This window comes from Streptomyces sp. NPDC005784 (assembly GCF_042871525.1).
Classification (GTDB): Bacteria; Actinomycetota; Actinomycetes; order Streptomycetales; family Streptomycetaceae; genus Streptomyces.
In genome coordinates this window covers 22,877-43,861 of sequence record NZ_JBIAIQ010000029.1, presented here as the reverse complement: position 1 = coordinate 43,861, position 20,985 = coordinate 22,877, and the positions used below count along the sequence as shown (strand labels likewise).

Below are 20,985 nucleotides of genomic sequence, written 5' to 3'. Positions count from 1 at the left end.
GCCGACCTCCTGAAAGCGGACTGTTCCTCGACCCTCCCGCGCGGTGCGGCCCGGCGCAACGCGGAGGGTCCTGGGTGAGCCGGCGCACATGGCCGGACACCGGCTCTCAGCCCGGGTGCTCCGCCAGCCGGTCGAGAAACACGGTCTGCGCCTTCACGAGCAGCGTCCGGGCCCGCTCCGGGGTCATCCACTCGACCCGGTCCAGCTCGGGGAACTCCTGCCGCTGTCCCGACTTCGGCGGCCACTCCATCGCGAACGTGCCGGGGACCACGGCCGCCGGATCGAGATCCGCCTCGATCGCCCAGGCCGTGACGACCTTGCCGTTCGTCTGCGTGACCTCGCCGAGCGCGACCGCCTCCCCGTCGGGCGGCGGCAGCCCGAGCTCCTCCCGGAACTCCCGGCGAGCGGCGTCCCAGGCCGTCTCGTCGGGCTCGTACTCGCCCTTGGGAAGGGTCCAGGCCCCGGCGTCCCGCCGCGCGAAGAACGGGCCGCCCATATGGCCGATCAATACCTCCAGGCCGTTGTCGGTGTGCCGGAACAACAGCAGTCCCGCGCTCCTCTTCCCGTGCTGCTCGCCGCTCATCGCGTCACCTCCGGGTGGGCGGCCAACAGGGTGTCGACCGTGTCGGCCTCGGCCGGTGGTTTGTCCTCGCGATAGCGCACGACCCGGGCGAAGCGGAGGGTGACGCCGGCCGGGTAGCGGGTGGACCGCTGCAGACCGTCGTACGCGATCTCTACGACGAGTTCGGGCCGTACGGTCACCACGTGGCCGTCGTCCTCGACTGCCAGCTCCCGGAGCCGCTCGGTCTGCCAGGTGAGCATCGCGTCGGTCATGCCCTTGAACGTCTTGCCGAGCATGGCGAAACCGTCGCCGGTGCGGGCGCCCAGGTGCAGGTTGGAGAGCTTGCCGGTGCGCCGCCCGTGGCCCCATTCGGCCGCGAGGACCACCAGGTCCAGCGTGTGTACGGGTTTGACCTTGAGCCAGGACGCACCGCGCCGGCCCGCGCTGTACGGGGCGTCGAGGGCCTTGACCACGACGCCCTCGTGGCCCCGGGCGAGTGTGTCGGCCAGGAAGGTCTCGGCCTCGGCGACATCGCCCGGCCCCGACACCAGTGTCCGCCGGACCCTCATCTGCTCGGGCACCAGCCGTGCCAGTTCCGCGTGCCGCTCGGTGAACGGCAGATCCAGCAGCTCCCGCCCGTCGACGGAGAGGGCGTCGAAGAAGACGGGGGAGACGGGCACGGTCTCCGCTGCCGCCGCCACGTCCACACGGGACCCCACCCGGCCGGCCGTCTCCTGGAAGGAACGCGGCCGCCCCCGGTCGTCCAGCGCGATCACCTCGCCGTCCAGGATGAACCGCTCGCCCCGCAACTCCAGTGCGGCAGCGGTGAGTTCGGGCAGTCGGTCGGTGATGTCGTCGAGGGTGCGGGTGTAGACACGGACGTCCTCGCCGTCGCGGTGCAGCTGTACCCGGATGCCGTCGAGCTTCTCCTCGACCGCGCAGGCGCCGAGCTTGCCGACCGCCTCGGACACGGAGGCGGCGGTGTGCGCCAGCATCGGCAGCACCGGGCGGCCGACGGTGAGCCGGAAGCCGTCCAGGGCCCCCGGGCCGTCCGTCAGGAGGGCCCGCGCCACCACCTGCAGCGAACCGGCGAGCATCACCGCCCGCCGTACGTCCCCCGCGGGCGCGCCGGTCGCCTCGGCGAGCCCCTCCACCGCGACCGCGTCCAGAGCGCCCTGGCGCACCTCACCGGTGAGCAGCCCGAACAGGAAGCGCTGTTCGTCCTCGGTGGCCGCCGTCATCAACTCGCCCACCAGACGCGCCCGTTCGGCTTGCGATCCGGTGCCGGAGACCTTGCCGAGCGCGGTGAGCCGGGCGTCCACCTCGCGCACGGTGAGCGTGGGTTCGGCGGCCGGGTCGACCCGCCTGCTGAGCACCTTCCAGCCGATGCCGAGCCGGCCCTGCGGCAGCCGCCCCGCCAGATACGGGATCACGATCGGCACGTCGTCCGCCCCGGCGTCGCGGAACAGCTCCGCGAGCAGGGCGGTCTTCCGGGACCGCGCCGAGGTGGCGGCGACCTCCTGGGACACATGAGCGAGCCGGCTCAGCAGCATGCAGCCATGGTGCAACGCGGACGCCGGGTTCACACCCGTACGGGAGCCACATCCGTACGGGGCCGGGGCGCGGTCGTAGGAGCCCCGGGGCCACCGGGTGGCGGCCGCCACCCGGTGGCCCTCCCGTCACGGCCGCGTCGAGGTCGGTGAAGAGGAGTTCGCCGGTCGCCCCGATGCGGCCGGATTGACAAATGGCTTTGCCGATTCTGCAATGAGGTGATGAGGGATGGCATGAACGACGGGACGAGTGACGCGGCCCCCGCGGGTGTCGGTGGCGGAGTGGGGCAGCGAGCGACCGGCGACGCGGCGACGGACGAGGTTCTCGCCGAGGTCGGTCCGCGGCTGCGGCGGATCCGGAAGGAGCGCGGCGCGACCCTGGCCGGACTGTCCGAGGCGACCGGCATCTCGGTGAGCACGCTCTCGCGCCTGGAATCCGGGCTGCGCAAGCCCAGCCTGGAGCTGCTGCTGCCCATCGCGCGGGCCCATCAGGTCCCGCTGGACGAACTGGTCGGCGCCCCGCCGGTCGGAGACCCCCGGGTGCGCGCCGAGCCGATCGTGCGGGGCGGCCGGACGCACTGGCCGCTGACCCGCCAGCCCGGCGGACTCCAGGCCTACAAGATGTTCGAACCGCAGCGGACCATGGCACCCGACCCCCGGACGCACGAGGGCTACGAGTGGCTGTACGTGCTGTCCGGGCGGCTGCGGCTGGTGCTCGGCGAGCACGACGTCGTGCTCGGGGCGGGGGAGGCCGCGGAGTTCGACACCCGGGTTCCGCACTGGTTCGGGTCGACGGGGGAGGGGCCCGTGGAGTTCCTGAGCCTGTTCGGGCCGCAGGGGGAGCGGATGCACGTACGGGCGCGGCCCAAGGCGCGGGGCAAGGAGCTGTGAGCACGGGCGGCGGGGCGGCTCGGGCCGGACGTGGCGAAGACGCTCGGGCCGGACGTGGCGAAGGTACTTGCGCCGGACGTGGCGAAGACGACGGTCGTCGGCTGTTCCCAGTTCGGCAAGCGACCGCTTAGTATGCGATCGACCCCGGTCAGACGACGCAGTCCCCTGGAGGCCCCGCATGCAGGCATGGCAAGTGCACCAGAACGGCGAGCCCGCAGAGGCGATGCGCCTCCAGGAGGTGGATCGGCCGACGCCCGGTGACGGCCAGGTCCTGCTCAAGGTGCGCGCCGCGAACATCAACTTCCCGGACGCGTTGATGTGCCGCGGCCATTACCAGGTCAGGCCGCCGCTGCCCTTCACGCCCGGGGTGGAGATCTGCGGCGAGACCGAGGACGGACGCCGGGTGATCGCCACCCCCGCGCTGCCGCACGGCGGTTTCGCCGAGTACGCGGTCGCGGACGCCGCCGCCCTGCTGCCGGCGCCCGACGCCCTCGACGACGCCGAGGCCGCGGCCCTGCACATCGGCTACCAGACGGGCTGGTTCGGCCTGCACCGGCGGGCCCGTCTGGAGGCCGGCGAGACGCTGCTCGTCCACGCGGCCGCCGGCGGGGTCGGCAGCGCGGCCGTGCAGCTCGGAAAGGCGGCCGGCGCGACCGTCATCGGTGTCGTGGGCGGCGCCGACAAGGCCGCCGTGGCGCGCGAGCTGGGCTGCGACGTCGTCATCGACCGGCGGTCCGAGAACGTCATAGGCGCGGTGAAGGAAGCGACCGGTGGGCGCGGCGCGGACGTGATCTACGACCCCGTCGGCGGTGACGCCTACACCCAGTCCACGAAGGTCGTCGCCTTCGAGGGCCGGATCGTGGTCGTCGGCTTCGCGAGCGGCTCGATCCCGAGCCCCGCGCTGAACCACGCCCTCGTCAAGAACTACGCGATCCTCGGCCTGCACTGGGGCCTGTACAACACCAAGAACCCGAAGCTGGTCCTGCACTGCCACGAGCAGCTCACCGAGCTGGCCGCACGGGGCGCGATCAAGCCGCTGGTGAGCGAGCGGGTGCCGCTGAGCGGGGCTGCCGCCGCCGTGCAGCGGGTCGCGGACGGAGTCACCACCGGGCGGATCGCCGTGGTGCCCACACTGGAGAACGGAGCCGCCGCATGACCGACGCAGCCGAACTGCGCCGCCGCACCCAGGAGTTGCTCGCCGCGCATCCTCCTCGGGAAACCGATCGCGTGGACTTCCTGAAGGCGCGCTTCGACGCCGGACTCGCCTGGGTGCACTACCCCGAGGGCCTCGGCGGCCTCGGCGCCCCGCGCAGTCTCCAGGCCGTCGTGGACGCCGAGCTGGCGGCCGCGGGCGCGCCCGACAACGACCCGCGGCGGATCGGCATCGGCCTCGGCATGGCAGCGCCGACGATCCTCGGCTTCGGCACCGAGGAGCAGAAACGGCGCTTCCTGCGGCCCCTGTGGGTCGGCGAGGAGGTGTGGTGCCAGCTCTTCAGCGAGCCCGGCGCGGGCTCGGACCTCGCCGCGCTCGGCACCCGCGCCGTCCGCGCGGACGGGGACGCGCCGGGGAGCGGCGGCGACTGGGTGATCAACGGACAGAAGGTGTGGACCTCCAGCGCCCACCTCGCCCGCTGGGCCATCCTCATCGCCCGCACCGACCCGGACGTGCCCAAGCACCGCGGCATCACCTACTTCATCTGCGACATGACCGACCCGGGTGTCGAGGTACGGCCGCTGCGCCAGATCACCGGCGAGGCCGAGTTCAACGAGGTCTTCCTCACCGACGTGCGCATCCCCGACGCACACCGTCTCGGCGAGGTCGGCGACGGCTGGCGGGTCGCCCAGACCACGCTGATGAACGAGCGCGTCTCCATCGGCGGCATGCGCATCCCGCGCGAGGGCGGCATGATCGGCCCGGTCTCCAGGACCTGGCGCGAGCGGCCCGAGCTGCGCACCCACGACACGCACCAGCGGCTGCTGAAGCTGTGGGTCGAGTCCGAGGTCGCCCGGCTCTCCGGCGAGCGGCTGCGCCAGCAGCTCGCCCAGGGCCAGCCCGGCCACGAGGGCTCCGGCATGAAGCTCGGCTTCGCCCGGCTCAACCAGGAGATCAGCGGACTGGAGGTCGAACTCCTCGGCGAGGAAGGCCTGTTGTACGAGGACTGGACGATGCGCCGGCCGGAACTGGTCGACTTCACCGGCCGCGACGCCGGATACCGCTACCTGCGCTCCAAGGGCAACAGCATCGAGGGCGGGACCAGCGAGGTCCTGCTGAACATCGTCGCCGAACGCGTCCTGGGCCTGCCGTCCGAGCCGCGCACCGACAAGGACGTCGCATGGAAGGACCTCGCCCGATGAGCCAGGTGAGCACCGAACCCGATCTGCTCTACACCGAGGAGGAGGAGGCGCTGCGCGCCGCCGTCCGCGATCTCCTCGCCGACCGCTGTGCCGCGGCGGACGTCATCACCCGCAGCGAGTCGGGCACTCCGCACGACCCCGAGCTGTGGAAGGCCCTCTCGGAGGGCATGGGCCTCGCGGGCCTGCTGGTGCCCGAGGAGCAGGGCGGCCAGGGTGCCACGCACCGCGAAGCCGCCGTGGTCCTGGAGGAGTTGGGCCGCGCGGTCGCGCCCGTGCCCTATCTGACGAGCGCCGTGGTCGCGACCGAGGCGCTGCTGGCCTGCGAGGGACCGGCGGCGGCCGAACTGCTCGCCGCGCTCGCCTCCGGCCGGACGGTGGGCGCCCTCGCCGTCCCGCTGAACGTCGGACCGGGCGCCGCCCACCAGGTCGTACGACTGGAGAACGGTTCCCTGCACGGCGAGTTGACGGGCATCGCGGACGCGGCCGCCGCCGACGTCCTGCTGGTTCCGGCGGAGGACGGCGGGCTGTACGCCGTCGACGCGGACGCCGTCACGATCGTCCCGCAGGTCTGTCTCGACCAGACCCGGCCGCTCGCCCGCGTCACCTTCGACGGGGCGCCCGCACGGCTGCTCACCGAGGACGCGCCCGTGGCCGTACGACGTGCGCTGCGGGCCGGTGCCGGACTGCTCGCGTCCGAGCAACTCGGTCTAGCCGACTGGTCGTTGACGGCGACGGTCCGCTACCTCAAGGAGCGCAAGCAGTTCAACCGGCCGGTCGGCGGATTCCAGGCGCTCAAGCACCGGCTGGCCCAGGTGTGGCTGGAGGTCGTCAACACCCGTGCCGCCGCCCGGAACGCAGCCGACGCGCTGGCCACCGGCAGCGCGGACAGCGACGTGGCGGTCGCCGTCGCCCAGGCGTACGCGGCACCCGTGGCCGTGCACGCCGCCGAGGAGGCGCTCCAGCTGCACGGCGGCATCGGCATGACGTGGGAGCACCCCGCGCACCTGTATCTGAAGCGCGCCAAGGCCGACTCGATCGCCTACGGCACGGCGGGCGCGCACCGCGCGGCCCTGGCCGAACTGGTCGATCTCCAGGCGCCCTGACCCGATCCCGAGTGAAGCCCGCCCCACCTGGGGCGGGCTTTTTCGTGCGCCCGAGACACGCGGGCAGGGAAGGGGGGAACGCCGCATCCCGCCCGGATCCGGTGAAGTGAACGCGTCGCGTCGGTCCGGCCAACTCCCGTCAGGGCAGGGTTCCTTGAGCCCCGTCGGCCGCATACTCCCTGAGGTCCCGTACGGCCCCTCAAGGGAGGCAGAGCATGGCCCTTACCACCCGTCGCAGAGCCCTCACCGCCCTCGGCGCCGCCCTCGCGGGCTCGTTCGCCCTGCCCGCGTCACGGGCTCTCGCGGCCGAGGCGAAGCCCCGCACGCGCCCGCTGTGGCGCGCCCACGCGCACAACGACTACGAGCACCCGCGTCCCCTCTTCGACGCCCTCGACCACCGCTTCGGCAGCGTCGAGGCCGACATCTACCTCGTCGGTGACCAACTCCTCGTCGCCCACGACCCGGTGGAGCTCGACCCCACCCGCACACTCGAATCCCTCTATCTCGAACCGCTGGCCGCCCGCGTCAGGGCCAACCACGGCTCGGTGTACCGGGGTTACCACAAGCCGCTGCAACTACTCATCGACATCAAGACCGAGGGCTCCTCGACCTACCTCGAACTCGACCGTCATCTGCGCCGGCACCGGCACCTGTTCACGACATACGCGCACGGCCGGGTGCACCCCGGCCCGATCACCGCCGTCATCTCCGGGGACCGCGCCGCACGGACGCCCATGGAGGCGCAGACCGAGCGGCTCGCCTTCTACGACGGCCGACTCGCCGACCTCGGCACCGCCGCCCCCGCCTCCTTCATCCCGCTGATCAGCGACAACTGGACACTCAACTTCAGCTGGCTGGGCGAGGGCCCTTTCCCGGACGCCGAGCGGGAGAAGCTGCGTGGCATCATGGCGGCCGCCCACGCGCGTCGGCAGAAGGTCCGGTTCTGGGCGACCCCCGACCTCGCGGGTCCGACACGCGAGGCGCTCTGGCGCGAACTTCTCGCCGCCGACGTCGACTACCTCAACACCGATGACCTGGGCGGTCTCGAAGAGTTCCTGGACGCTCACGACCGACGGTAGAAGACCACCCGTTCGGGGGACACGTCAGCCGCCCGGACGATCCCTCCGCTACGCCACACTTACGGCCGAACGCCGCGAAGTGGACGTGGCGGAGGAGGTTGACGATGGCCATTTCCATCTCTGCGGTGCTGCTGCTCCTGCTGCTGGCGGTGATCTTCCTGCGCAACGGAGGGCTGAAGATGTCCCATGCGCTGGTCTGCGCCCTGCTCGGGTTCCTGCTGGCCAGCACGAGCATGGCGCCGACCATCCACAGCGGTCTCACCGCGACGGCTGACATCGTGGGCAGCCTGACGCCATGACCTGCCGCCGGGTCACGGGGCCCGCGAACACCCCGATACCGTTCGGGACGGGTCGCTCGGCGCCGCCGCTCGGGTGGTTGAGGACACTGACGGCGTCCGCCCCCGCCTGCCGGGCGACCATGGTCGTGGATCCGCCGCCGTCCAGGCTGAAGGCGTCCTGCGACCCCAACTGCTGCATCGCCGCGGTCACTTCGGCGATGGTGAGCCCGTTGCGGTACTCCGCGGCGCCGTCCAGGGCCAGGAGCTGCATCCGGCGCCCGTGGTCGGAGAAGCCCACCGCGGTCCGTACGGCAGCGGTCTTGTCGTCCAGACCCGGCAGCGGCACTCCGTCGGTCATCATCGGATAGCCCCCGACCGCGAACCGGTACGGCACCCGGGAGGTCTTCGTCACCAGCCGGTGCCGCACCCCCACCCACTCGCCCACGGACAGCTTCCGCAGCTCCTGGGCGCCCGCCTCGCGGCCGACCAGCACGGTGGTGCCCGGTGCGATGGGTCCGCTGCCCGGAGCGTCGGCGGCGGACACGACCCGACCGCGGCGGACCGTCACCTCGTGGGTGTCGGTGCTGCACGGCGCGGCCCGGTTCGTGTCCGTGCCGCAGGTCGCGCGCACCCGCGAGACGCTGCCCCAGTCCGCGGTGAACGCGCCGACGGAGCCGACCGGGAGCGCGTACTGGTTGAATCCGCCGAGCGGCCAGGTGCCGTCGGCGCTGCGGACGGACCCGTCGAGGGCCACGCTGTCCAGCCGGGCCCGGCGGTCGACGCCCACCCCGAACACGTCCTCGGTGGTCGTGCCGGGCGGCAGCGCCGGCCCGAACCGCTGGCCGTTCGGGACCGCGGCCTTGAGCCCGCGGCCGCTCGCGATCGCCGGACCCACGGTCGCGCCCGTCGCCTCGACGCCCGGATGCTGGGTCTCCGTGATGTTGAAGAAGTCGCCGTTGACCCCGGCGACCGCGCCCCGGGAGTCGGCCAGTTCGGACACGGGCTCCCGGGACGCCACGGCGCCGGGGTAGAGGAGGTCGACGCGCACATGGGGATTGCGCAGATCGACGTTCAATACGTGCGCGTGAGCGACTCCCTCGGCCGCCGGGATGTCCAGCTGCGTGTACTCGACGCCGGGCGCGATGTCGGTCGCCCCCTCCGCGCCGCTGGCCGGTGCCGCCCCCGTCAGGGCCGCACCGGCCAGCGCTCCGCTTGCCGTGAAGACCGTCAGTGCTGTTCTGAACCGTCTGCCGCGACGTGTCACCGTTCCCCCTGATGTCTCGTCAACTTTCCCAGGACTCAGGGGAATTGCACCAGAGGTTGGTACCCGGGCCGGTGGCTAGACGCCGACGACGCGGGAACGGATCAGAAAACGCACTCCTTCGGGTGCTTCGAGGGAAAAGCCGCTGCCCCGGCCCGGCACGACGTCCACGATCAGGCGCGTGTGGCTCCACAGCTCGTACTGGCTCTTCGAGATCCAGAAGGCGATCGGCTCGTCGACGCCCTCGACCTCCAGCTCGGCCAGCAGCACGTCGGAGCCGCCGGTGCGGAACTCGCCCTCCGGGTAGCACATGGGCGCGCTGCCGTCGCAGCAGCCGCCCGACTGATGGAACATCAGCGGTCCGTGCTGGGTGCGCAGTCGCAGCAGCAGCTCTGCGGCCGCGGGCGTCAGCTCCACGCGCGGGACGACGTCCATCGGCTCTCCCCCTCCGGTGTCACGGCTCTCACGGCTCCTGCGCGCGAACCTCCGGCGCGGAGCACGACTCAGCCGACCATCCTGGACGTTGCGAGAGGGTTGCACGACCCGGACGCACAAGAGGCCGGCCCCCGGTGACGCCCGCGTGATGCGGGTCGTCACCGAGGACCGGCCTCGGGAGTGCTGGATGCCGGCGGACGAGGTGTCAGCCGTCGCACGGGTGGGAGTCGGCCGATGTGGCCGCGGACGTGGTGGGTCAGCAGATGCGCGGGAGTTGTTCGCCGAGCGGCATGTCCACCACCCGGGTGCCGCCCAGGCCGGTGGCCGCGACCACCATGCCGGGGTGCTCGGGGACGCAGTGGCCGATCGCCACCGACTCCTTGCCCAACGGGTGGGCGCGCATCGCCGCGAGCACGGCGTCGGCGTGCTCGGCCGCCACGAACGCCACCAGCTTGCCCTCGTTGGCCACGTACAGCGGGTCGAGGCCGAGGAAGGCGCACGCGTTGGCGACCGTCTCCGGGACGGGCAGGGAACGCTCGTCGAGCGCGATGCCGACCCGTGCCGCCGCGGCGATCTCGTTCAGGGAGGTGGCCAGACCGCCGCGGGTCGGATCGCGCAGCACGTGGATGTCGGGGCAGACAGCCAGCATGTCCGCGACCAGACCGGCCAGCGACGCGGTGTCGCTCTGGATCTCGACGCCGAACTCCAGCCCCTCCCGCACGCTCATGACCGCCACCCCGTGCACGCCGATCGGCCCGCTGACCAGCACCACGTCACCGGGGGCCGCGCGCTGCGGACGGATGTCGACGCCGTCCGGGATCAGGCCGATCCCGGCGGTGTTGATGAAGATGCCGTCGCCGTGGCCCGCGTCGACGACCTTGGTGTCACCGGTCGCGACCACCACCCCGGCCGTCCGGGCCGCCTCGCCCAGCGCCTCGGCCACGCGCCCCACGACGGAGAGCTCGACGCCCTCCTCCAGGATGAACCCGCAGGAGAGGTAGGCCGGTACGGCCCCCGCCATGGCCAGGTCGTTGACCGTGCCGTTGACGGCGAGGTCCCCGATGCTGCCGCCGGGGAAGAACAGCGGCCGTACGACGAACGAGTCGGTGGAGAAGGCGAGCCGGGCGCCGCCCATCAGCAGATGGGCGGAGTCGCCGAGTTCGGCGAGCACGTCGTTGCCGAAGGCGGGCGCGAACAGGTGCTCCACCAGTTCCGCGGAGAGCGTGCCGCCACCGCCGTGCCCCATCACGATCCTGTCGTGGTCGCGCAGCGGCGCCGGGCAGGTCCAGGAGGAGAAGTCGGCCGGAGCGTATGCGGAGTCAGCCAACGGAGCTCGCCTCCTTGTCCGGGGTCTCCAGCCGCCGGTAGAGGTAGTAGGCGGCGCACGCGCCCTCGCTGGACACCATGGTCGCGCCCAGCGGATTGCGCGGGGTGCACTCCTTGCCGAACGCGGCGCACTCGTGCGGCTTGATGAGGCCCTGGAGCACCTCGCCGCTGCGGCAGACGGTCGACTCCTCGGTGTCGATGCCGGTCACCGAGAAGCGGTGCTCGGCGTCGTACTCGCGGTACTTGGGCGACAGCCGCCAGCCGCTCTGCGGAATCATGCCGATCCCGCGCCAGGCCCGGTCGGTCACCTCGAAGACGTCGGAGAGCATGGCGCGGGCCGCGGGGCTTCCCTCGGCCTGCACCGCGCGCGGATAGGCGTTCTCCACGGTGTGCTGTCCCGCCTCCAGTTGGCGTACCGCGCGGCGGATGCCCTCCAGGATGTCGAGCGGTTCGAAACCGGTCACCACGATCGGCACCCGGTGGCGCTCGGCCAGTTCGGGGTACTCGCCCATGCCCATCACCGTGCAGACGTGCCCGGCGGCGAGGAATGCCTGCACCCGGCAGTCCGGCGAGTTCATGATCGCGTCGATGGCCGGGGGCACCTTGACGTGCGAGACCAGCAGGCTGAAGTTGGCGATGCCCAGCTTCTTGGCCTGATAGACGGTCATCGCGTTGGGCGGCGCCGTGGTCTCGAAGCCGATGCCGAAGAACACGACCTGCCGGTCGGGGTTCTCCTGCGCGATCTTCAGCGCGTCCAGCGGCGAGTAGACGACGCGTACGTCCGCGCCCTCGCTCTTGACCTTGAACAGGTCGCGTCCGCTGCCGGGCACGCGCAGCATGTCGCCGAAGGAGCAGAAGATCACGTCCGGGCGGGAGGCGATCTCCAGTGCCTTGTCGATGATCTCCAGCGGGGTCACACAGACCGGGCAGCCCGGCCCGTGGATCAACTCGATCTCCTCGGGGAGAAGTTGGTCGATGCCATGGCGGATGATCGAATGTGTCTGACCGCCGCAGACCTCCATGATCGACCAGGGCCGGGTGGTGACCGCCCTGATGTCGTCGAAGAGCCGCTTGGCAAGGATGGGGTCGCTGAACTCGTCCAGGTACTTCATGACCGGGCCTCCTTCTCGAAGCCGTCCACGGGCGGGAGTCCGGTTCCGGCGGGGCGTTCGGCGCCCGCGTCCCGGGCGGCTCTGCCCCAGGCGTCGCCGAACTCCTCCTCCAGCACTCCGAGGTTCTCGAAGAGCTCCAGGGTCTGCTTCGCCGACTCCTCGTCCAACCGCTGCAACGCGAATCCCACATGGACGATGGCGTAGTCACCGACCTTCATGTCCGGTACGTACTCCAGACACACGTTCTTGACGACACCGCCGAAGTCCACCTTGGCCATCCGCGTCGCGTCGCGTTCCTCGATCTCCAGCACTCGGCCGGGTACGGCCAGACACATGACTTGCTCCTGACTCGCTCCAGCTTTCCTGTCGCGCTAGTCCCGTGCTCGGGCGGCGACGATCAGCTGCCCGAGGGCCAGACCGCCGTCGTTGGGTGGAACCCTGTGGTGCCTCAGTACGGTGAAGCCGTCCCGTTCCAGGACAGCGCCGCAGCCCTCGGTGAGCAGGGCGTTGCAGAACACCCCGCCGCTGAGGGCGGCCGTGCGGATGCCGGTCCTCTCTCGCGCCACCGTGCACACCTCCAGGACCAGATCGACCACGGCCCGATGGAACCGACGGGCCACCGGCCCGGCCGTGACACCGGCCCGGACGTCCGCGACGGCGGCGGCCAGGACCGGCGCCGGATCGGCGATCAGCGGCACCTCGGGGTCCTGACGGACCGCTCTCAGCATGAACCGGTACGCGTCGTTCCGCTCGTCGTCGGCGAGCGGCCCAGCCAGGTCGCCCAGCGCCGCGTTCTCCAGCTCCATCGCCGCCTGCGCCTCGTACTCCACCCGATGGCAGACTCCCGCGAGCGAGGACACCGCGTCGAAGAGGCGTCCCATGCTGGACGTGGGAACGCAGTTGAGCCCCCGGTCCAGCTGCCGTTCGAGCAGCCGCCGCTCCTCGGGGGTGGCGGCCGCGGCGCACGGCAGCTCGTCCCGCCAGGGCAGCCCCGCCGCCCGCAGATGCGACAGCGCCATCCGGTAGGGGTTGCGTACGGCCGCGTCGCCGCCCGGCAGCGCCACATAGCCCAGATGAGCGAACCGCCGGTATCCGTCGTAGTCGGCGAGCAGCACCTCACCGCCCCACACGGCACCGTCGTCGCCGTAACCGGTCCCGTCGAACGCGACCCCGATCACCGGGGCCGAACCGTCGAGACCGTGCTCGGCCATCGCGGAGGCGACATGGGCATGGTGGTGCTGCACCTGGCGCATCGTCAGGCCGCGGGCCTCGGCGGTGCGCCGCGCCCATTGGGTGGCGCGATAGCCGGGATGCCGGTCGGCGACCAGCAGGCGCGGTGCGACGGCGGTGAGGTCCGTCAGATGGCCGGTGGCCCGCTCGAAGGCGGTCAGGGTGGCCAGGTCGTCCATGTCCCCGACATGCGCGGACAGCCAGGCGTAGCGGCCGTCCCCGGCGCAGAACGTGTTCTTGAGGTCCCCGCCCACGGCCAGTGCCGGGACCACCGGCACCGGCAGCGCGATCGGGAAGGGGGCGTAGCCGCGCGACCGGCGCACCGGAAGCTCGGCGCCCGCGCACACCCGGACCACCGAGTCGTCGCAGGGCACATGGATGGGCCGGTCGTGGCCGAGCCAGGCGTCGGCGAGCCCCGCCAGCCGGGTCAGCGCCTCGGCGTCGTCGGTGACGATGGGCTCACCCGAGCGGTTTCCGCTGGTCATGACGAGGACGGCCGGACCCGGCGGATCACCGGGCAGACCGAGCAGCAGCCGGTGCACCGGGGTGTACGGGAGCATGAAGCCGAGGTCGGGGCTGCCGGGCGCGACTCCCGCCGCGATCTCGTCGCCCGCCCCCGCCCGCCGCCGCAGCAGGACCACCGGCTTGCGCGGCCCGAGCAGCAACTCACGCTCCGCCGGGCCGACATGGGCCAGCCGCCGGACGGTCTCCAGCGAGCCGGCCAGCACCGCGAAGGGTTTGCCGCCGCGGTTCTTGCGCTTGCGCAGGGTGCGGACGGCCGCAGGATCGCCCGCGTCGCACGCCAGGTGGTAGCCGCCGATCCCCTTGACCGCGACCACGGCACCCTCGGCCAGCAGCCGGCGCGCCTCGGCGAGCGCCTGCCCGTCGCGCAGCTCGCCCGGATCATCCGGTCCGGTGCGCAGCGTGAGCCGGGGCCCGCAGGCGGGGCAGGCGATCGGCTGGGCGTGGAAGCGGCGGTCGGCCGGGTCCGCGTACTCACGGGCGCAGTCCGCGCACATCGGGAAGCCCGCCATGGTGGTGCTGTCCCGGTCGTACGGCAGCGAGGTCACGATGGTGAACCGCGGCCCGCAGTGGGTGCAGGTGATGAACGGGTGCCGGTACCGCCGGTCGGCGGGGTCCGCGAGCTCGCTCAGACAGTCGTCGCAGGTCGCCGTGTCCGGGGCGACCAGCGTGCGGCCCGGCCCGCCGGAGGAGGGGCGGATGGTGAACACCGAGCCGTCGTCGACCAGGGGCACGGCACGGTGCTCGACCGACTCGACGACCGCGAGCGGCGGCGGCCGCGTCCCGATCCGGGCGCAGAAGGCCGCCACGTCGGCGGCCGGCCCCTCCACCTCGGCCTCGACGCCCCGCGCGTTGTTGGTGACCCAGCCGGTCAGCCCGAGTTCCTCCGCGAGGGTGTACACGAACGGCCGGAATCCCACTCCCTGGACGACGCCCGTGACGGTGATGTGCCTGCGCTCGCGCCCCGGGACCCGTTTCATCGCGCGGGTCCCTGCGCCTGTTCCCGGCTCGGGCCGGCCCCGGCTTCCCGCGTGTGCGCGTGCCCGTCGGCGTGCGCGTGTTCGTGGCCGTTCTCGTGGCTGTGCAGGTACCGCTCGTGCTGCCGCGCCAGGACGGGTACGTGCGTCTCGTCGCCGGCCGCGCAGCGCAGGACGTGCTCCAGCAGGGCGTCGACCCCCTGGCCGGTGCGGGCCGAGGTCTCCAGGACCGGCACGCCGGGATTGACCTGCTGGACACCCCGCAGGAACGCCTCCCGGTCGAAGCCGACGGCGTCCGCGATGTCGGTCTTGGTGATGACGACCAGGTGCGCGAGCCCGAAGGCCGCCGGGTACTTGACCGGCTTGTCCTCGCCCTCGGTCACCGAGGCGAGCGCGACGCGCAGGGTCTCCCCGAGGTCGTAGGAGGCCGGGCAGACGAGATTGCCGACGTTCTCGACGAACAGCAGCCGGGTGCCGTCCGGCAGCCACCCCTCGAGCCGCCGCTGGAGCATGCCCGCCTCCAGATGGCACAGCCCGTCGGTGAGGATCTGCTGCACCGGTGCGCCGGAGCGGGCCAGCCGGGTCGCGTCGTTCTCGGTCGCCAGGTCGGCGGTGACGGCGGCGGCCGGGGTGCCGCCCGCGACGGCACGCGCGAGCAGCTGTTCGAGCAGGGCCGTCTTGCCGCTGCCCGGACTGGACAGCAGGTTCACCGCCACCGTGCCGCGGTCACCCAGATAGCCCCGCAGGGCCAGCGCGTTCTCGTCATTCTTGGCGAGCACGGCCTGATGCAGGTCAACGGTGCGGCACATGGCTCGCCTCCTCGTCGCGTACCGGCAGCCCGGACGACGCGGCCCCCGGCCCGTCGTCCGCGCTCTTCCCGTCCGGCGGCCCGTCGGCGAGCGTCACCCGGACGATCTCCAGTTCCCGGCCGCGGAGCAGGGCCAGCGTGGCCCCGCACATGGCGCACCACAGCACCGGAGGCATCCCGGTCGGCGCCTCGCGGCCGCAGCCGTCGCAGCGGCCCCGTGCTTCGACAGTCTCGATCAGCAGACGGGCCCCCGCCAGCGCGGTGCCCTCCGTCGCCAGGCCGAACGAGAAGTCCAGCGCGTCCGGAACCACTCCCGCGAGCTCGCCGATCCGCAGGGTCAGCGACGCTACCGGGCGGCCCTGTTCCCGCACGGCCTCCTCGACCTGTTCGACGACCGCCACGGCGATGGACAGCTCATGCATGACCCTCACCTCCCGCTGCCGAGCCGCCGGGCGGCGCCGCGGCGCCCGGATGTGAGGCTCGCGCATGCCTGGTTACTCTGAGAAGACGATGACTGGGCATGAGGTCGAGCGACGCGCTCTGCTCACCCCGGTGCTGCTCCTGTTGCTGGCCGAACGCCAAGGCCATGGCTATGAACTGGTGCAGCGCCTGGGCGCATTCGGCTGCGGCGACGCGGATCAGGCGCATGTGTACCGGCTGCTGCGGGGCATGGAGAGCAGCGGTGAGGTCACCTCGCACTGGCACGCCTCGGAGAGCGGGCCCGCGCGCCGCGTCTACGCGATCACCCAGCAGGGCGCGATGAACCTCGCCCTGTGGTTCGTCCGCCTGGGCGAACTCCACAGCACCCTGCATCTCTTCCTCGAGCGCTATGTGCAACTCGAGGACGTCGGTGGACACGCGGGGCGGCGCGAGGGCGGGGCTCCGGGCGCCGGCGCGCGTCCACCGGATCATGCGCGGACGCCGGATCACATGCGCCGCATGCGCAAGTAGCGGCGGATGTCCGACAGGTTCCTGGCGACTCCGTAGGCCACTACGAGGCCCGCGGCCAGGCCCACCCATTGCCATTCCATCCTTGCCTCCATCGTGGTCAGCTCCTCTGGGGTACAGAGGTAGCGCGGCGTACCAGGTCGAGCACCAAGTCGGAGGCGGCCTCAACGGCATCGGCCACCGGGGGTGAAAGCCCCATCCCCTCGTCGGTGTCGCGGGGTTCGCAGCCGATGACGTACACCTCCTCCGGGAGGGTGCCGCCCGCGCCGGCGTGCAGGTCGTGCAGCAGGGCCAGCACGGTGGCGGGGTCCATGGCGTGCGTGTCCAGCGGCCCCGGCTGGGCCCGTGCCGCAGGGGGGTCGGGGCCCACGTCGATCGTGTAGAGCGTGCCCGGCGGGCCTCCGCGGCTGACGATGTCCACCAGCACGAGGACCTGGTAGCCCTCCAGCAGCCGGTAGGCGAGGTGCACTCCGCGGATGCCGGCGTCCATCAGTTCGGCGCCGGGCGGCAGTTCGGGGGTGCGGACGGCGAGCCGCCGTACGGTCTCCACCCCGAACCCGTCGTCCTGGAGGAACACGTTGCCGACTCCGGCGACCAGAACCCGGCGTGTCCCGTCCGTGCCGGACGCCTCGGTGCGATCAGGTCCGGTCGTCATGTCGCCTCCTCCGTCAGCGGGGCCACCTCGTCGGGCTTGAAGTACAGGAAGCGGCCCTGGGCACGGCGTATGTCGGTGCCGGGATCGTCGTCCACCACGACGGCGAGATGCGTCTCGCCGTCGAGGTCGCCGACCACGGCCTCGACCGTGGCGTGCCGGCCGTGGAGGAAGGCGTCCTGGGCGTCGGAGCGGCGGGCGCCGGGTGTGAGCAGGACCCTGCTGCCGGCCCGTACGGTCTCGCCGTCGATGACGACGACGCCCGGCGCCTCGGCGGCCCCGGCGTCCTGCGCAGGGTCCCACCAGGGGTGTCCGGGGCCCTCAGGCAGGCTCAGCCCGGTGTCGGGAGCAGGGGGGAGCGGCTCGCCGGCGGGGTCGTCGCCGGTGATCTCGCGCAGCCCCCGGATCGCCCCGTGCAGCCGTTCACGGACCGCCTCCGGCATGTCGTCGACCAGGTCGATGACGTCGGCGGCGCGAGTGTCCGTGCCCCGGGCCTCACGCTTCTCCCGCTCGGTGAGAGCTGCCGTGCGCAGCGAGAGGATCTCGTCGATCTCGGTGGCGTCGTAGAGGGGCCCCGGGCTCTCCTCGGCGACGGCGGGGTGGTCCTCCAGGATGATCGGCGAGGACAGCATGACGTCGTCCGTACCGGGAGGTCCGGCGAGCACGGGCCAGGTGTGGTCGTTCCGGCAGCTCGCGGCGGCCGGGCGGGCCCACTCGGGCGGGTCGGTCAGCGACAGGAACCGTCCCCCGGGCACGCCGATCAGCAGATGGGTGCCGATCAGGCTGTGGGCGAGGGCGGTCTCGCGGTCGGTGCCGGCGCGCTCCGGGGCGGTGGTGGTGTTGTGCACTCCCACCGTGAGCCGCAGCACCCGGTACGGTCCCGGCAACTCCTCGATACTCGGGCGCAGTTCGCCCGTCAGCCGCTGCCTGCGCCGCACGAGTCGGCCCAGCGTCCGTCCCTCGGTATCGGTCACCGGCTCGTACTCGACGGCGTCCGGCAGGTCGAACCGTACGGCGTGGACGGCTGCCTGATCGCCCATCAGCTCGGCGAAGGACTCATGGATCAGGACGCGTTCCTCGTGCCCCTCGTCCCACGGCACCAACACCCGCTCGGGAAGGTCGAGTTCGGGTACCTCCGTGTAGCCGCCGTCGGCGTCGAGCCGTTCGACCGTGCGCCGCCGCACATGCAGGAAGCGCAGTTCGGCGTGCAGACGGTCGCCGTCGCGGGGTTCCAGCAGACACTCGGTGCGCTGGACGGAGTGTTCTCCGGTCGTGGCGGTCCAGGCGGGCGGCACCAGGACGCCGAACTGCCAGCGCAGTTGGTTCTTCGCGGCCGAGGCGCGGTAGGGGTAGAGGACATAACCCTCGAACAGGACGGCGTCGGCCACCGTGCGGGCCTGCTCGAATTGGCTCTCCAGGGGATTGCTCATCTCAGTCGGCCCCCTTCTTCGCGTCGGCGGTGGCGAGGAGTTCGTCGAAGACCCGCTCCCAGGACGGCAGGGCGCGCGAGGAGCGGTAGCGGCGCAGGGCGTCCAGCACGTCAAGCCGCACGCGCAGCCAGCCCGAGTTGGGGAAGTACTGCTCGATCATGTTCCGCCACACGTCCACCGGCATCCGGTACGACGTCTCCTTGTGCCAGGGCACCGGCTCGGCCCGGAAGCCGTCCCGGCCGGTGAACACCGTGCCGGAGAAGAGCAGGAGCAGCGGGACCTCACCGCGGGTCAGCGCACGGAAGTACGACGCGGACGCGACCTCGGTGTCGTAGGTGCAGGGCACCGGCAGATCGACCTCGGTCGAACCGGTGAACCCCGGGACCGTGATGGAGGCGTGGGCGAACTGCAACGGCTTGAGCGTGCTGTTCCAGCGGCTCGGCTCGCCGAACAGGTCACCCAGCATGCCGACTTCCTCCGGCTCGTAGGAGCGCCCGGCGGGCTCGATACGGATCTGGCAGCGCAGCGCGAGGGCGTGCACCGGCTGGTGGTCGGCCTCCTCGATGCGCAGTCCGAACAACAGCGTGGGCCCGGCTCCGTACGGCTCGGGGCGTACACCGGTGCAGGTGAACTGGAGATCGGTCACGGGGCGCCCCCGGACTGGGCGGCCGGGCCGACGGATTCCGCCGGTGCGGCGGGGGTCTCGCGTTCCGCGGGTGCGGTGAAGGGCCTGGGGTGCGCCGATGCGGCGGGGGTCTCGCGTTCCGCGGGTGCGGTGAAGGGCCCGGGGTGCGCCGGTGCGGCAGGGTCCTTACGTTCCGCCGGTGCGGCGGGGGTCTCGCGTTCCGCGGGTGCGGTGGGGGGCCCGGGGTGCGTCGGCGCGACTGCGGGCCCGGGTTCCGGGGCCAGGGGGCGGGCGGCCGCCGTGATCCGCTCGAAGAACTCCGCGATGTCCGCACGTGCCTCGGCACCGCCGTCGAAGCCCTTCCAGTGCAGCCGCATCCGGCCGACCAACTCGTAGCAGACGTCGACCGGGACGAGCGTGCAGGTGACCGAGCCGCCGCGTCCGCGGTGCAGCAGCAGCGCCTCCACATCGGGTTCCAGCAGCTCCGCGAGCCGACTGCGTCCGAGGACCGCGTCCCAGGTCTGCGGATCGAGCTCGCTCTCGGTGGCGCCCGCCGGGCTCGGATAGAAGGCCGCGAGCCGGTCGAGTTCGGAGTTGCGGAAGAAGAAGGCGAGCGCAACCGGGATCTGCAGCCGGTTCCAGTCCGATTCGTCCAGGCCGAACCCGGGATCGGTGAGATACCGGTCCGGGACGGCCCGGAAGCGGCCCTGCCCGGCGCCCGGCCGGGTGAAGAGCAGATGGCAGGGCGGGCAGGCGCATTTGAGGGACCGTCGGGAGGTGTCGACGAGATGACGGTGCGCGGCGGGCAGCGGCTCCCCGCACAGGTCGCAGCGCTCGCCCTCGGGCGGCGGCCTCCGGGTGAACTGCTTGAGGACATCGGTGGTCATGGCCCCGCCCCCAGCAGCTCGCCGGGCAGCGCCACCCGCACCGACCCGTCCTCCTCCAGCAGCGGTACGGGTTCCAGGTGGCCCTGGTCGCCCCGGCCCGCCCGGTGCACGTCGAACTCGGCGGCGCAGCCCGCGCATCGCAGCGACTCGCCGTCCAGGGCCGCCGGGGCCAGACTCGCCGCACAGACCGGGCAGCGGTCGCGGTAGGCGTACAGCTGCCCCGGCAGACGGACCAGCAGGAGGGTGCGGCCGGCGACCTCGGTGACGCCGGTGGCCCGGTCGCCCACCGGCAGCGCGCGGGGGCCGAGGGTGTACCAGCGTGCCGGATCGCCCGGTTCGGTGGACGGCGCCGCCTCGCCCGGAGCGTCGTCCGGGCGGTGCGGCAGGATCTGGAGGAGCGCCGGCTGCGGGCTCTCCTCGGCCATGCCCTCGACCTCGATGTGCTCGACCTCGGGGGCGATCCGGGCGACCGCCTCCTCGATGGTCCAGCGCACGGTCTGGGTGGAGGACGGACAGCCGTCGCAGCTCCCGCGCAGTTTGAGCCGTAGCGTCGGGCCGTCGGCCGCCTCCAGGTCGAGCCCGGCCACCTCGACGTCGCCCGCGTGCGAGCCGAGGTAGGGACGGACCTTGTCGAGGGCGCGGCCCACCCGGGTCGCGGTGTCCTCGGGATGCAGATCGTGCAGGATCAGCAGATCGCTGACGAGTTCGTCGGCGGTGAGGACGGCGAGGGGGTCCGCGCCGTCCGGGGCGGAGCGCAGCAGGCGTACGGTCCGGGTCAGGCCCTCGCCGTAGAACTCCATGAGGCAGCGAACGAGTTCGTCCGCGGTGTCGCGCGCCTCCGGTCCCGCCTGCTGCGCCAGCTCGTCGAGCAGCGCGCCTATCCGCTCGCCCGTATCCTGTCCGGCCATCGGCAAACCCCTCTTCTGAGGAAGGTCAGATCCTGCGGGAGGTCAG

At 72.4% G+C, this 20,985-nt stretch carries 22 protein-coding genes and 1 pseudogene; 7 read left to right on the top strand and 16 right to left on the bottom strand.

Features of this window, described 5'->3' with window-relative positions; all coding sequences use genetic code 11:
* Nucleotides 1–106: 106 nt before the first annotated feature.
* Both ACFYR3_RS33250 and ACFYR3_RS33245 read right to left on the bottom strand, forming a co-directional pair.
* Complete coding sequence (locus tag ACFYR3_RS33250) at nt 107–583, bottom strand: NUDIX domain-containing protein (RefSeq protein WP_355838705.1); 477 nt, start codon at nt 581–583, stop codon at nt 107–109.
* Nucleotides 580–2,115, bottom strand: a complete 1,536-nt coding sequence (locus tag ACFYR3_RS33245) for an ATP-dependent DNA ligase (protein ID WP_389285635.1) — start codon at nt 2,113–2,115, stop codon at nt 580–582. Before ACFYR3_RS33245 ends, ACFYR3_RS33250 begins: the two co-directional genes overlap by 4 nt.
* Before the next feature lie 231 nt (nt 2,116–2,346).
* Here ACFYR3_RS33245 and ACFYR3_RS33240 point away from each other — a divergent pair, with 231 nt between their 5' ends.
* From ACFYR3_RS33240 to ACFYR3_RS33215, 6 genes are all read left to right on the top strand, one after another.
* A complete protein-coding gene (locus tag ACFYR3_RS33240) occupies nt 2,347–3,003 on the top strand; it encodes an XRE family transcriptional regulator (protein WP_355838711.1) in 657 nt (218 codons plus the stop codon).
* A 178-nt stretch (nt 3,004–3,181) separates the two neighbouring features.
* Entirely contained in the window at nt 3,182–4,159 is a 978-nt protein-coding gene (locus ACFYR3_RS33235; protein WP_356782398.1) for an NADPH:quinone oxidoreductase family protein, read from the top strand.
* Nucleotides 4,156–5,358: an acyl-CoA dehydrogenase family protein gene (locus ACFYR3_RS33230; protein ID WP_355838717.1), complete on the top strand. Its 1,203-nt coding sequence runs from the start codon at nt 4,156–4,158 to the stop codon at nt 5,356–5,358. The genes ACFYR3_RS33235 and ACFYR3_RS33230 overlap by 4 nt, the downstream gene beginning before the upstream one ends.
* The gene (locus ACFYR3_RS33225) at nt 5,355–6,461 is read left to right on the top strand and encodes an acyl-CoA dehydrogenase family protein (protein WP_389285632.1); all 1,107 of its coding nucleotides are present in this window, start codon (nt 5,355–5,357) and stop codon (nt 6,459–6,461) included. Before ACFYR3_RS33230 ends, ACFYR3_RS33225 begins: the two co-directional genes overlap by 4 nt.
* Nucleotides 6,462–6,676: 215 nt before the next feature.
* Nucleotides 6,677–7,540 (top strand): phosphatidylinositol-specific phospholipase C/glycerophosphodiester phosphodiesterase family protein, encoded by an 864-nt coding sequence (locus ACFYR3_RS33220; protein WP_355838723.1) that lies wholly within the window; start codon nt 6,677–6,679, stop codon nt 7,538–7,540.
* 104 nt (nt 7,541–7,644) lie between these two features.
* Nucleotides 7,645–7,839 (top strand): hypothetical protein, encoded by a 195-nt coding sequence (locus ACFYR3_RS33215; RefSeq protein WP_351865708.1) that lies wholly within the window; start codon nt 7,645–7,647, stop codon nt 7,837–7,839.
* Here the strand turns inward: ACFYR3_RS33215 and ACFYR3_RS33210 are convergent.
* The 8 genes from ACFYR3_RS33210 to ACFYR3_RS33175 all read right to left on the bottom strand — a co-directional run bounded on the left by ACFYR3_RS33210 (nt 7,799) and on the right by ACFYR3_RS33175 (nt 15,911).
* Nucleotides 7,799–9,082, bottom strand: coding sequence for a phosphodiester glycosidase family protein (locus tag ACFYR3_RS33210; protein WP_355838726.1), 1,284 nt, complete (start codon nt 9,080–9,082; stop codon nt 7,799–7,801). The two genes, ACFYR3_RS33215 and ACFYR3_RS33210, sit on opposite strands and share 41 nt — an antisense overlap.
* 75 nt (nt 9,083–9,157) lie before the next feature.
* Nucleotides 9,158–9,514 carry a DUF779 domain-containing protein gene (locus tag ACFYR3_RS33205; protein WP_355838729.1) on the bottom strand — a complete coding sequence of 119 codons (357 nt, stop codon included), beginning with the start codon at nt 9,512–9,514 and terminating at the stop codon, nt 9,158–9,160.
* A 256-nt stretch (nt 9,515–9,770) separates the two neighbouring features.
* Nucleotides 9,771–10,760, bottom strand: coding sequence for a hydrogenase expression/formation protein HypE (gene hypE, locus ACFYR3_RS33200; RefSeq protein WP_389285720.1), 990 nt, complete (start codon nt 10,758–10,760; stop codon nt 9,771–9,773).
* Between the two features lie 73 nt (nt 10,761–10,833).
* Nucleotides 10,834–11,952: a hydrogenase formation protein HypD gene (hypD, locus tag ACFYR3_RS33195; protein WP_355838735.1), complete on the bottom strand. Its 1,119-nt coding sequence runs from the start codon at nt 11,950–11,952 to the stop codon at nt 10,834–10,836.
* Nucleotides 11,949–12,287 carry a HypC/HybG/HupF family hydrogenase formation chaperone gene (locus tag ACFYR3_RS33190; protein WP_355838738.1) on the bottom strand — a complete coding sequence of 113 codons (339 nt, stop codon included), beginning with the start codon at nt 12,285–12,287 and terminating at the stop codon, nt 11,949–11,951. Before ACFYR3_RS33190 ends, hypD begins: the two co-directional genes overlap by 4 nt.
* Before the next feature lie 36 nt (nt 12,288–12,323).
* Complete coding sequence (gene hypF, locus ACFYR3_RS33185; protein WP_389285628.1) at nt 12,324–14,684, bottom strand: carbamoyltransferase HypF; 2,361 nt, start codon at nt 14,682–14,684, stop codon at nt 12,324–12,326.
* The gene (gene hypB / locus ACFYR3_RS33180; RefSeq protein ID WP_389285626.1) at nt 14,681–15,490 is read right to left on the bottom strand and encodes a hydrogenase nickel incorporation protein HypB; all 810 of its coding nucleotides are present in this window, start codon (nt 15,488–15,490) and stop codon (nt 14,681–14,683) included. The genes hypF and hypB overlap by 4 nt, the downstream gene beginning before the upstream one ends.
* Nucleotides 15,474–15,911 (bottom strand): hydrogenase maturation nickel metallochaperone HypA, encoded by a 438-nt coding sequence (locus ACFYR3_RS33175; protein WP_355838746.1) that lies wholly within the window; start codon nt 15,909–15,911, stop codon nt 15,474–15,476. Before ACFYR3_RS33175 ends, hypB begins: the two co-directional genes overlap by 17 nt.
* An 88-nt stretch (nt 15,912–15,999) precedes the next feature.
* On the opposite strand from ACFYR3_RS33175, the gene ACFYR3_RS33170 reads away from it, so the two are divergent.
* Nucleotides 16,000–16,440, top strand: a complete 441-nt coding sequence (locus ACFYR3_RS33170) for a helix-turn-helix transcriptional regulator (RefSeq protein ID WP_355838748.1) — start codon at nt 16,000–16,002, stop codon at nt 16,438–16,440.
* Here ACFYR3_RS33170 and ACFYR3_RS33165 read toward each other — a convergent pair.
* From ACFYR3_RS33165 to ACFYR3_RS33140, 6 genes and pseudogenes are all read right to left on the bottom strand, one after another.
* Nucleotides 16,416–16,520: a DUF6893 family small protein gene (locus ACFYR3_RS33165; RefSeq protein WP_376453418.1), complete on the bottom strand. Its 105-nt coding sequence runs from the start codon at nt 16,518–16,520 to the stop codon at nt 16,416–16,418. The genes ACFYR3_RS33170 and ACFYR3_RS33165 overlap by 25 nt on opposite strands.
* Before the next feature lie 17 nt (nt 16,521–16,537).
* Nucleotides 16,538–17,092 carry a hydrogenase maturation protease gene (locus ACFYR3_RS33160; protein WP_389285623.1) on the bottom strand — a complete coding sequence of 185 codons (555 nt, stop codon included), beginning with the start codon at nt 17,090–17,092 and terminating at the stop codon, nt 16,538–16,540.
* Nucleotides 17,089–18,519, bottom strand: a complete 1,431-nt coding sequence (locus tag ACFYR3_RS33155; RefSeq protein ID WP_389285621.1) for a hypothetical protein — start codon at nt 18,517–18,519, stop codon at nt 17,089–17,091. Before ACFYR3_RS33155 ends, ACFYR3_RS33160 begins: the two co-directional genes overlap by 4 nt.
* A gap of 1 nt (nt 18,520) precedes the next feature.
* A complete protein-coding gene (locus ACFYR3_RS33150) occupies nt 18,521–19,165 on the bottom strand; it encodes a DUF6084 family protein (RefSeq protein ID WP_355838754.1) in 645 nt (214 codons plus the stop codon).
* A 260-nt stretch (nt 19,166–19,425) separates the two neighbouring features.
* Nucleotides 19,426–20,031: pseudogene (locus tag ACFYR3_RS33145) on the bottom strand (DUF5947 family protein); the annotation flags it as partial.
* Entirely contained in the window at nt 20,028–20,939 is a 912-nt protein-coding gene (locus ACFYR3_RS33140; protein WP_389285619.1) for a NifU family protein, read from the bottom strand. The gene ACFYR3_RS33140 and the pseudogene ACFYR3_RS33145, both read right to left, overlap by 4 nt.
* Nucleotides 20,940–20,985 lie beyond the last annotated feature (46 nt).

What these genes read in the sequence shown, in the direction of transcription:
- ACFYR3_RS33165 (WP_376453418.1), bottom strand. Translation starts at nt 16,520, where the DNA reads ATGGAATGGCAATGGGTGGGCCTGGCCGCGGGCCTCGTAGTGGCCTAC.
- ACFYR3_RS33225 (WP_389285632.1), top strand. Translation starts at nt 5,355, where the DNA reads ATGAGCCAGGTGAGCACCGAACCCGATCTGCTCTACACCGAGGAGGAG.
- ACFYR3_RS33140 (WP_389285619.1), bottom strand. Translation starts at nt 20,939, where the DNA reads ATGGCCGGACAGGATACGGGCGAGCGGATAGGCGCGCTGCTCGACGAG.
- ACFYR3_RS33245 (WP_389285635.1), bottom strand. Translation starts at nt 2,115, where the DNA reads ATGCTGCTGAGCCGGCTCGCTCATGTGTCCCAGGAGGTCGCCGCCACC.
- ACFYR3_RS33160 (WP_389285623.1), bottom strand. Translation starts at nt 17,092, where the DNA reads ATGACGACCGGACCTGATCGCACCGAGGCGTCCGGCACGGACGGGACA.
- ACFYR3_RS33235 (WP_356782398.1), top strand. Translation starts at nt 3,182, where the DNA reads ATGCAGGCATGGCAAGTGCACCAGAACGGCGAGCCCGCAGAGGCGATG.
- ACFYR3_RS33230 (WP_355838717.1), top strand. Translation starts at nt 4,156, where the DNA reads ATGACCGACGCAGCCGAACTGCGCCGCCGCACCCAGGAGTTGCTCGCC.
- ACFYR3_RS33220 (WP_355838723.1), top strand. Translation starts at nt 6,677, where the DNA reads ATGGCCCTTACCACCCGTCGCAGAGCCCTCACCGCCCTCGGCGCCGCC.
- ACFYR3_RS33215 (WP_351865708.1), top strand. Translation starts at nt 7,645, where the DNA reads ATGGCCATTTCCATCTCTGCGGTGCTGCTGCTCCTGCTGCTGGCGGTG.
- ACFYR3_RS33205 (WP_355838729.1), bottom strand. Translation starts at nt 9,514, where the DNA reads ATGGACGTCGTCCCGCGCGTGGAGCTGACGCCCGCGGCCGCAGAGCTG.
- hypE (WP_389285720.1), bottom strand. Translation starts at nt 10,760, where the DNA reads ATGGGGCACGGCGGTGGCGGCACGCTCTCCGCGGAACTGGTGGAGCAC.
- ACFYR3_RS33175 (WP_355838746.1), bottom strand. Translation starts at nt 15,911, where the DNA reads ATGCATGAGCTGTCCATCGCCGTGGCGGTCGTCGAACAGGTCGAGGAG.
- ACFYR3_RS33250 (WP_355838705.1), bottom strand. Translation starts at nt 583, where the DNA reads ATGAGCGGCGAGCAGCACGGGAAGAGGAGCGCGGGACTGCTGTTGTTC.
- hypF (WP_389285628.1), bottom strand. Translation starts at nt 14,684, where the DNA reads ATGAAACGGGTCCCGGGGCGCGAGCGCAGGCACATCACCGTCACGGGC.
- hypB (WP_389285626.1), bottom strand. Translation starts at nt 15,490, where the DNA reads ATGTGCCGCACCGTTGACCTGCATCAGGCCGTGCTCGCCAAGAATGAC.
- ACFYR3_RS33240 (WP_355838711.1), top strand. Translation starts at nt 2,347, where the DNA reads ATGAACGACGGGACGAGTGACGCGGCCCCCGCGGGTGTCGGTGGCGGA.
- hypD (WP_355838735.1), bottom strand. Translation starts at nt 11,952, where the DNA reads ATGAAGTACCTGGACGAGTTCAGCGACCCCATCCTTGCCAAGCGGCTC.
- ACFYR3_RS33170 (WP_355838748.1), top strand. Translation starts at nt 16,000, where the DNA reads ATGACTGGGCATGAGGTCGAGCGACGCGCTCTGCTCACCCCGGTGCTG.
- ACFYR3_RS33155 (WP_389285621.1), bottom strand. Translation starts at nt 18,519, where the DNA reads ATGAGCAATCCCCTGGAGAGCCAATTCGAGCAGGCCCGCACGGTGGCC.
- ACFYR3_RS33190 (WP_355838738.1), bottom strand. Translation starts at nt 12,287, where the DNA reads ATGTGTCTGGCCGTACCCGGCCGAGTGCTGGAGATCGAGGAACGCGAC.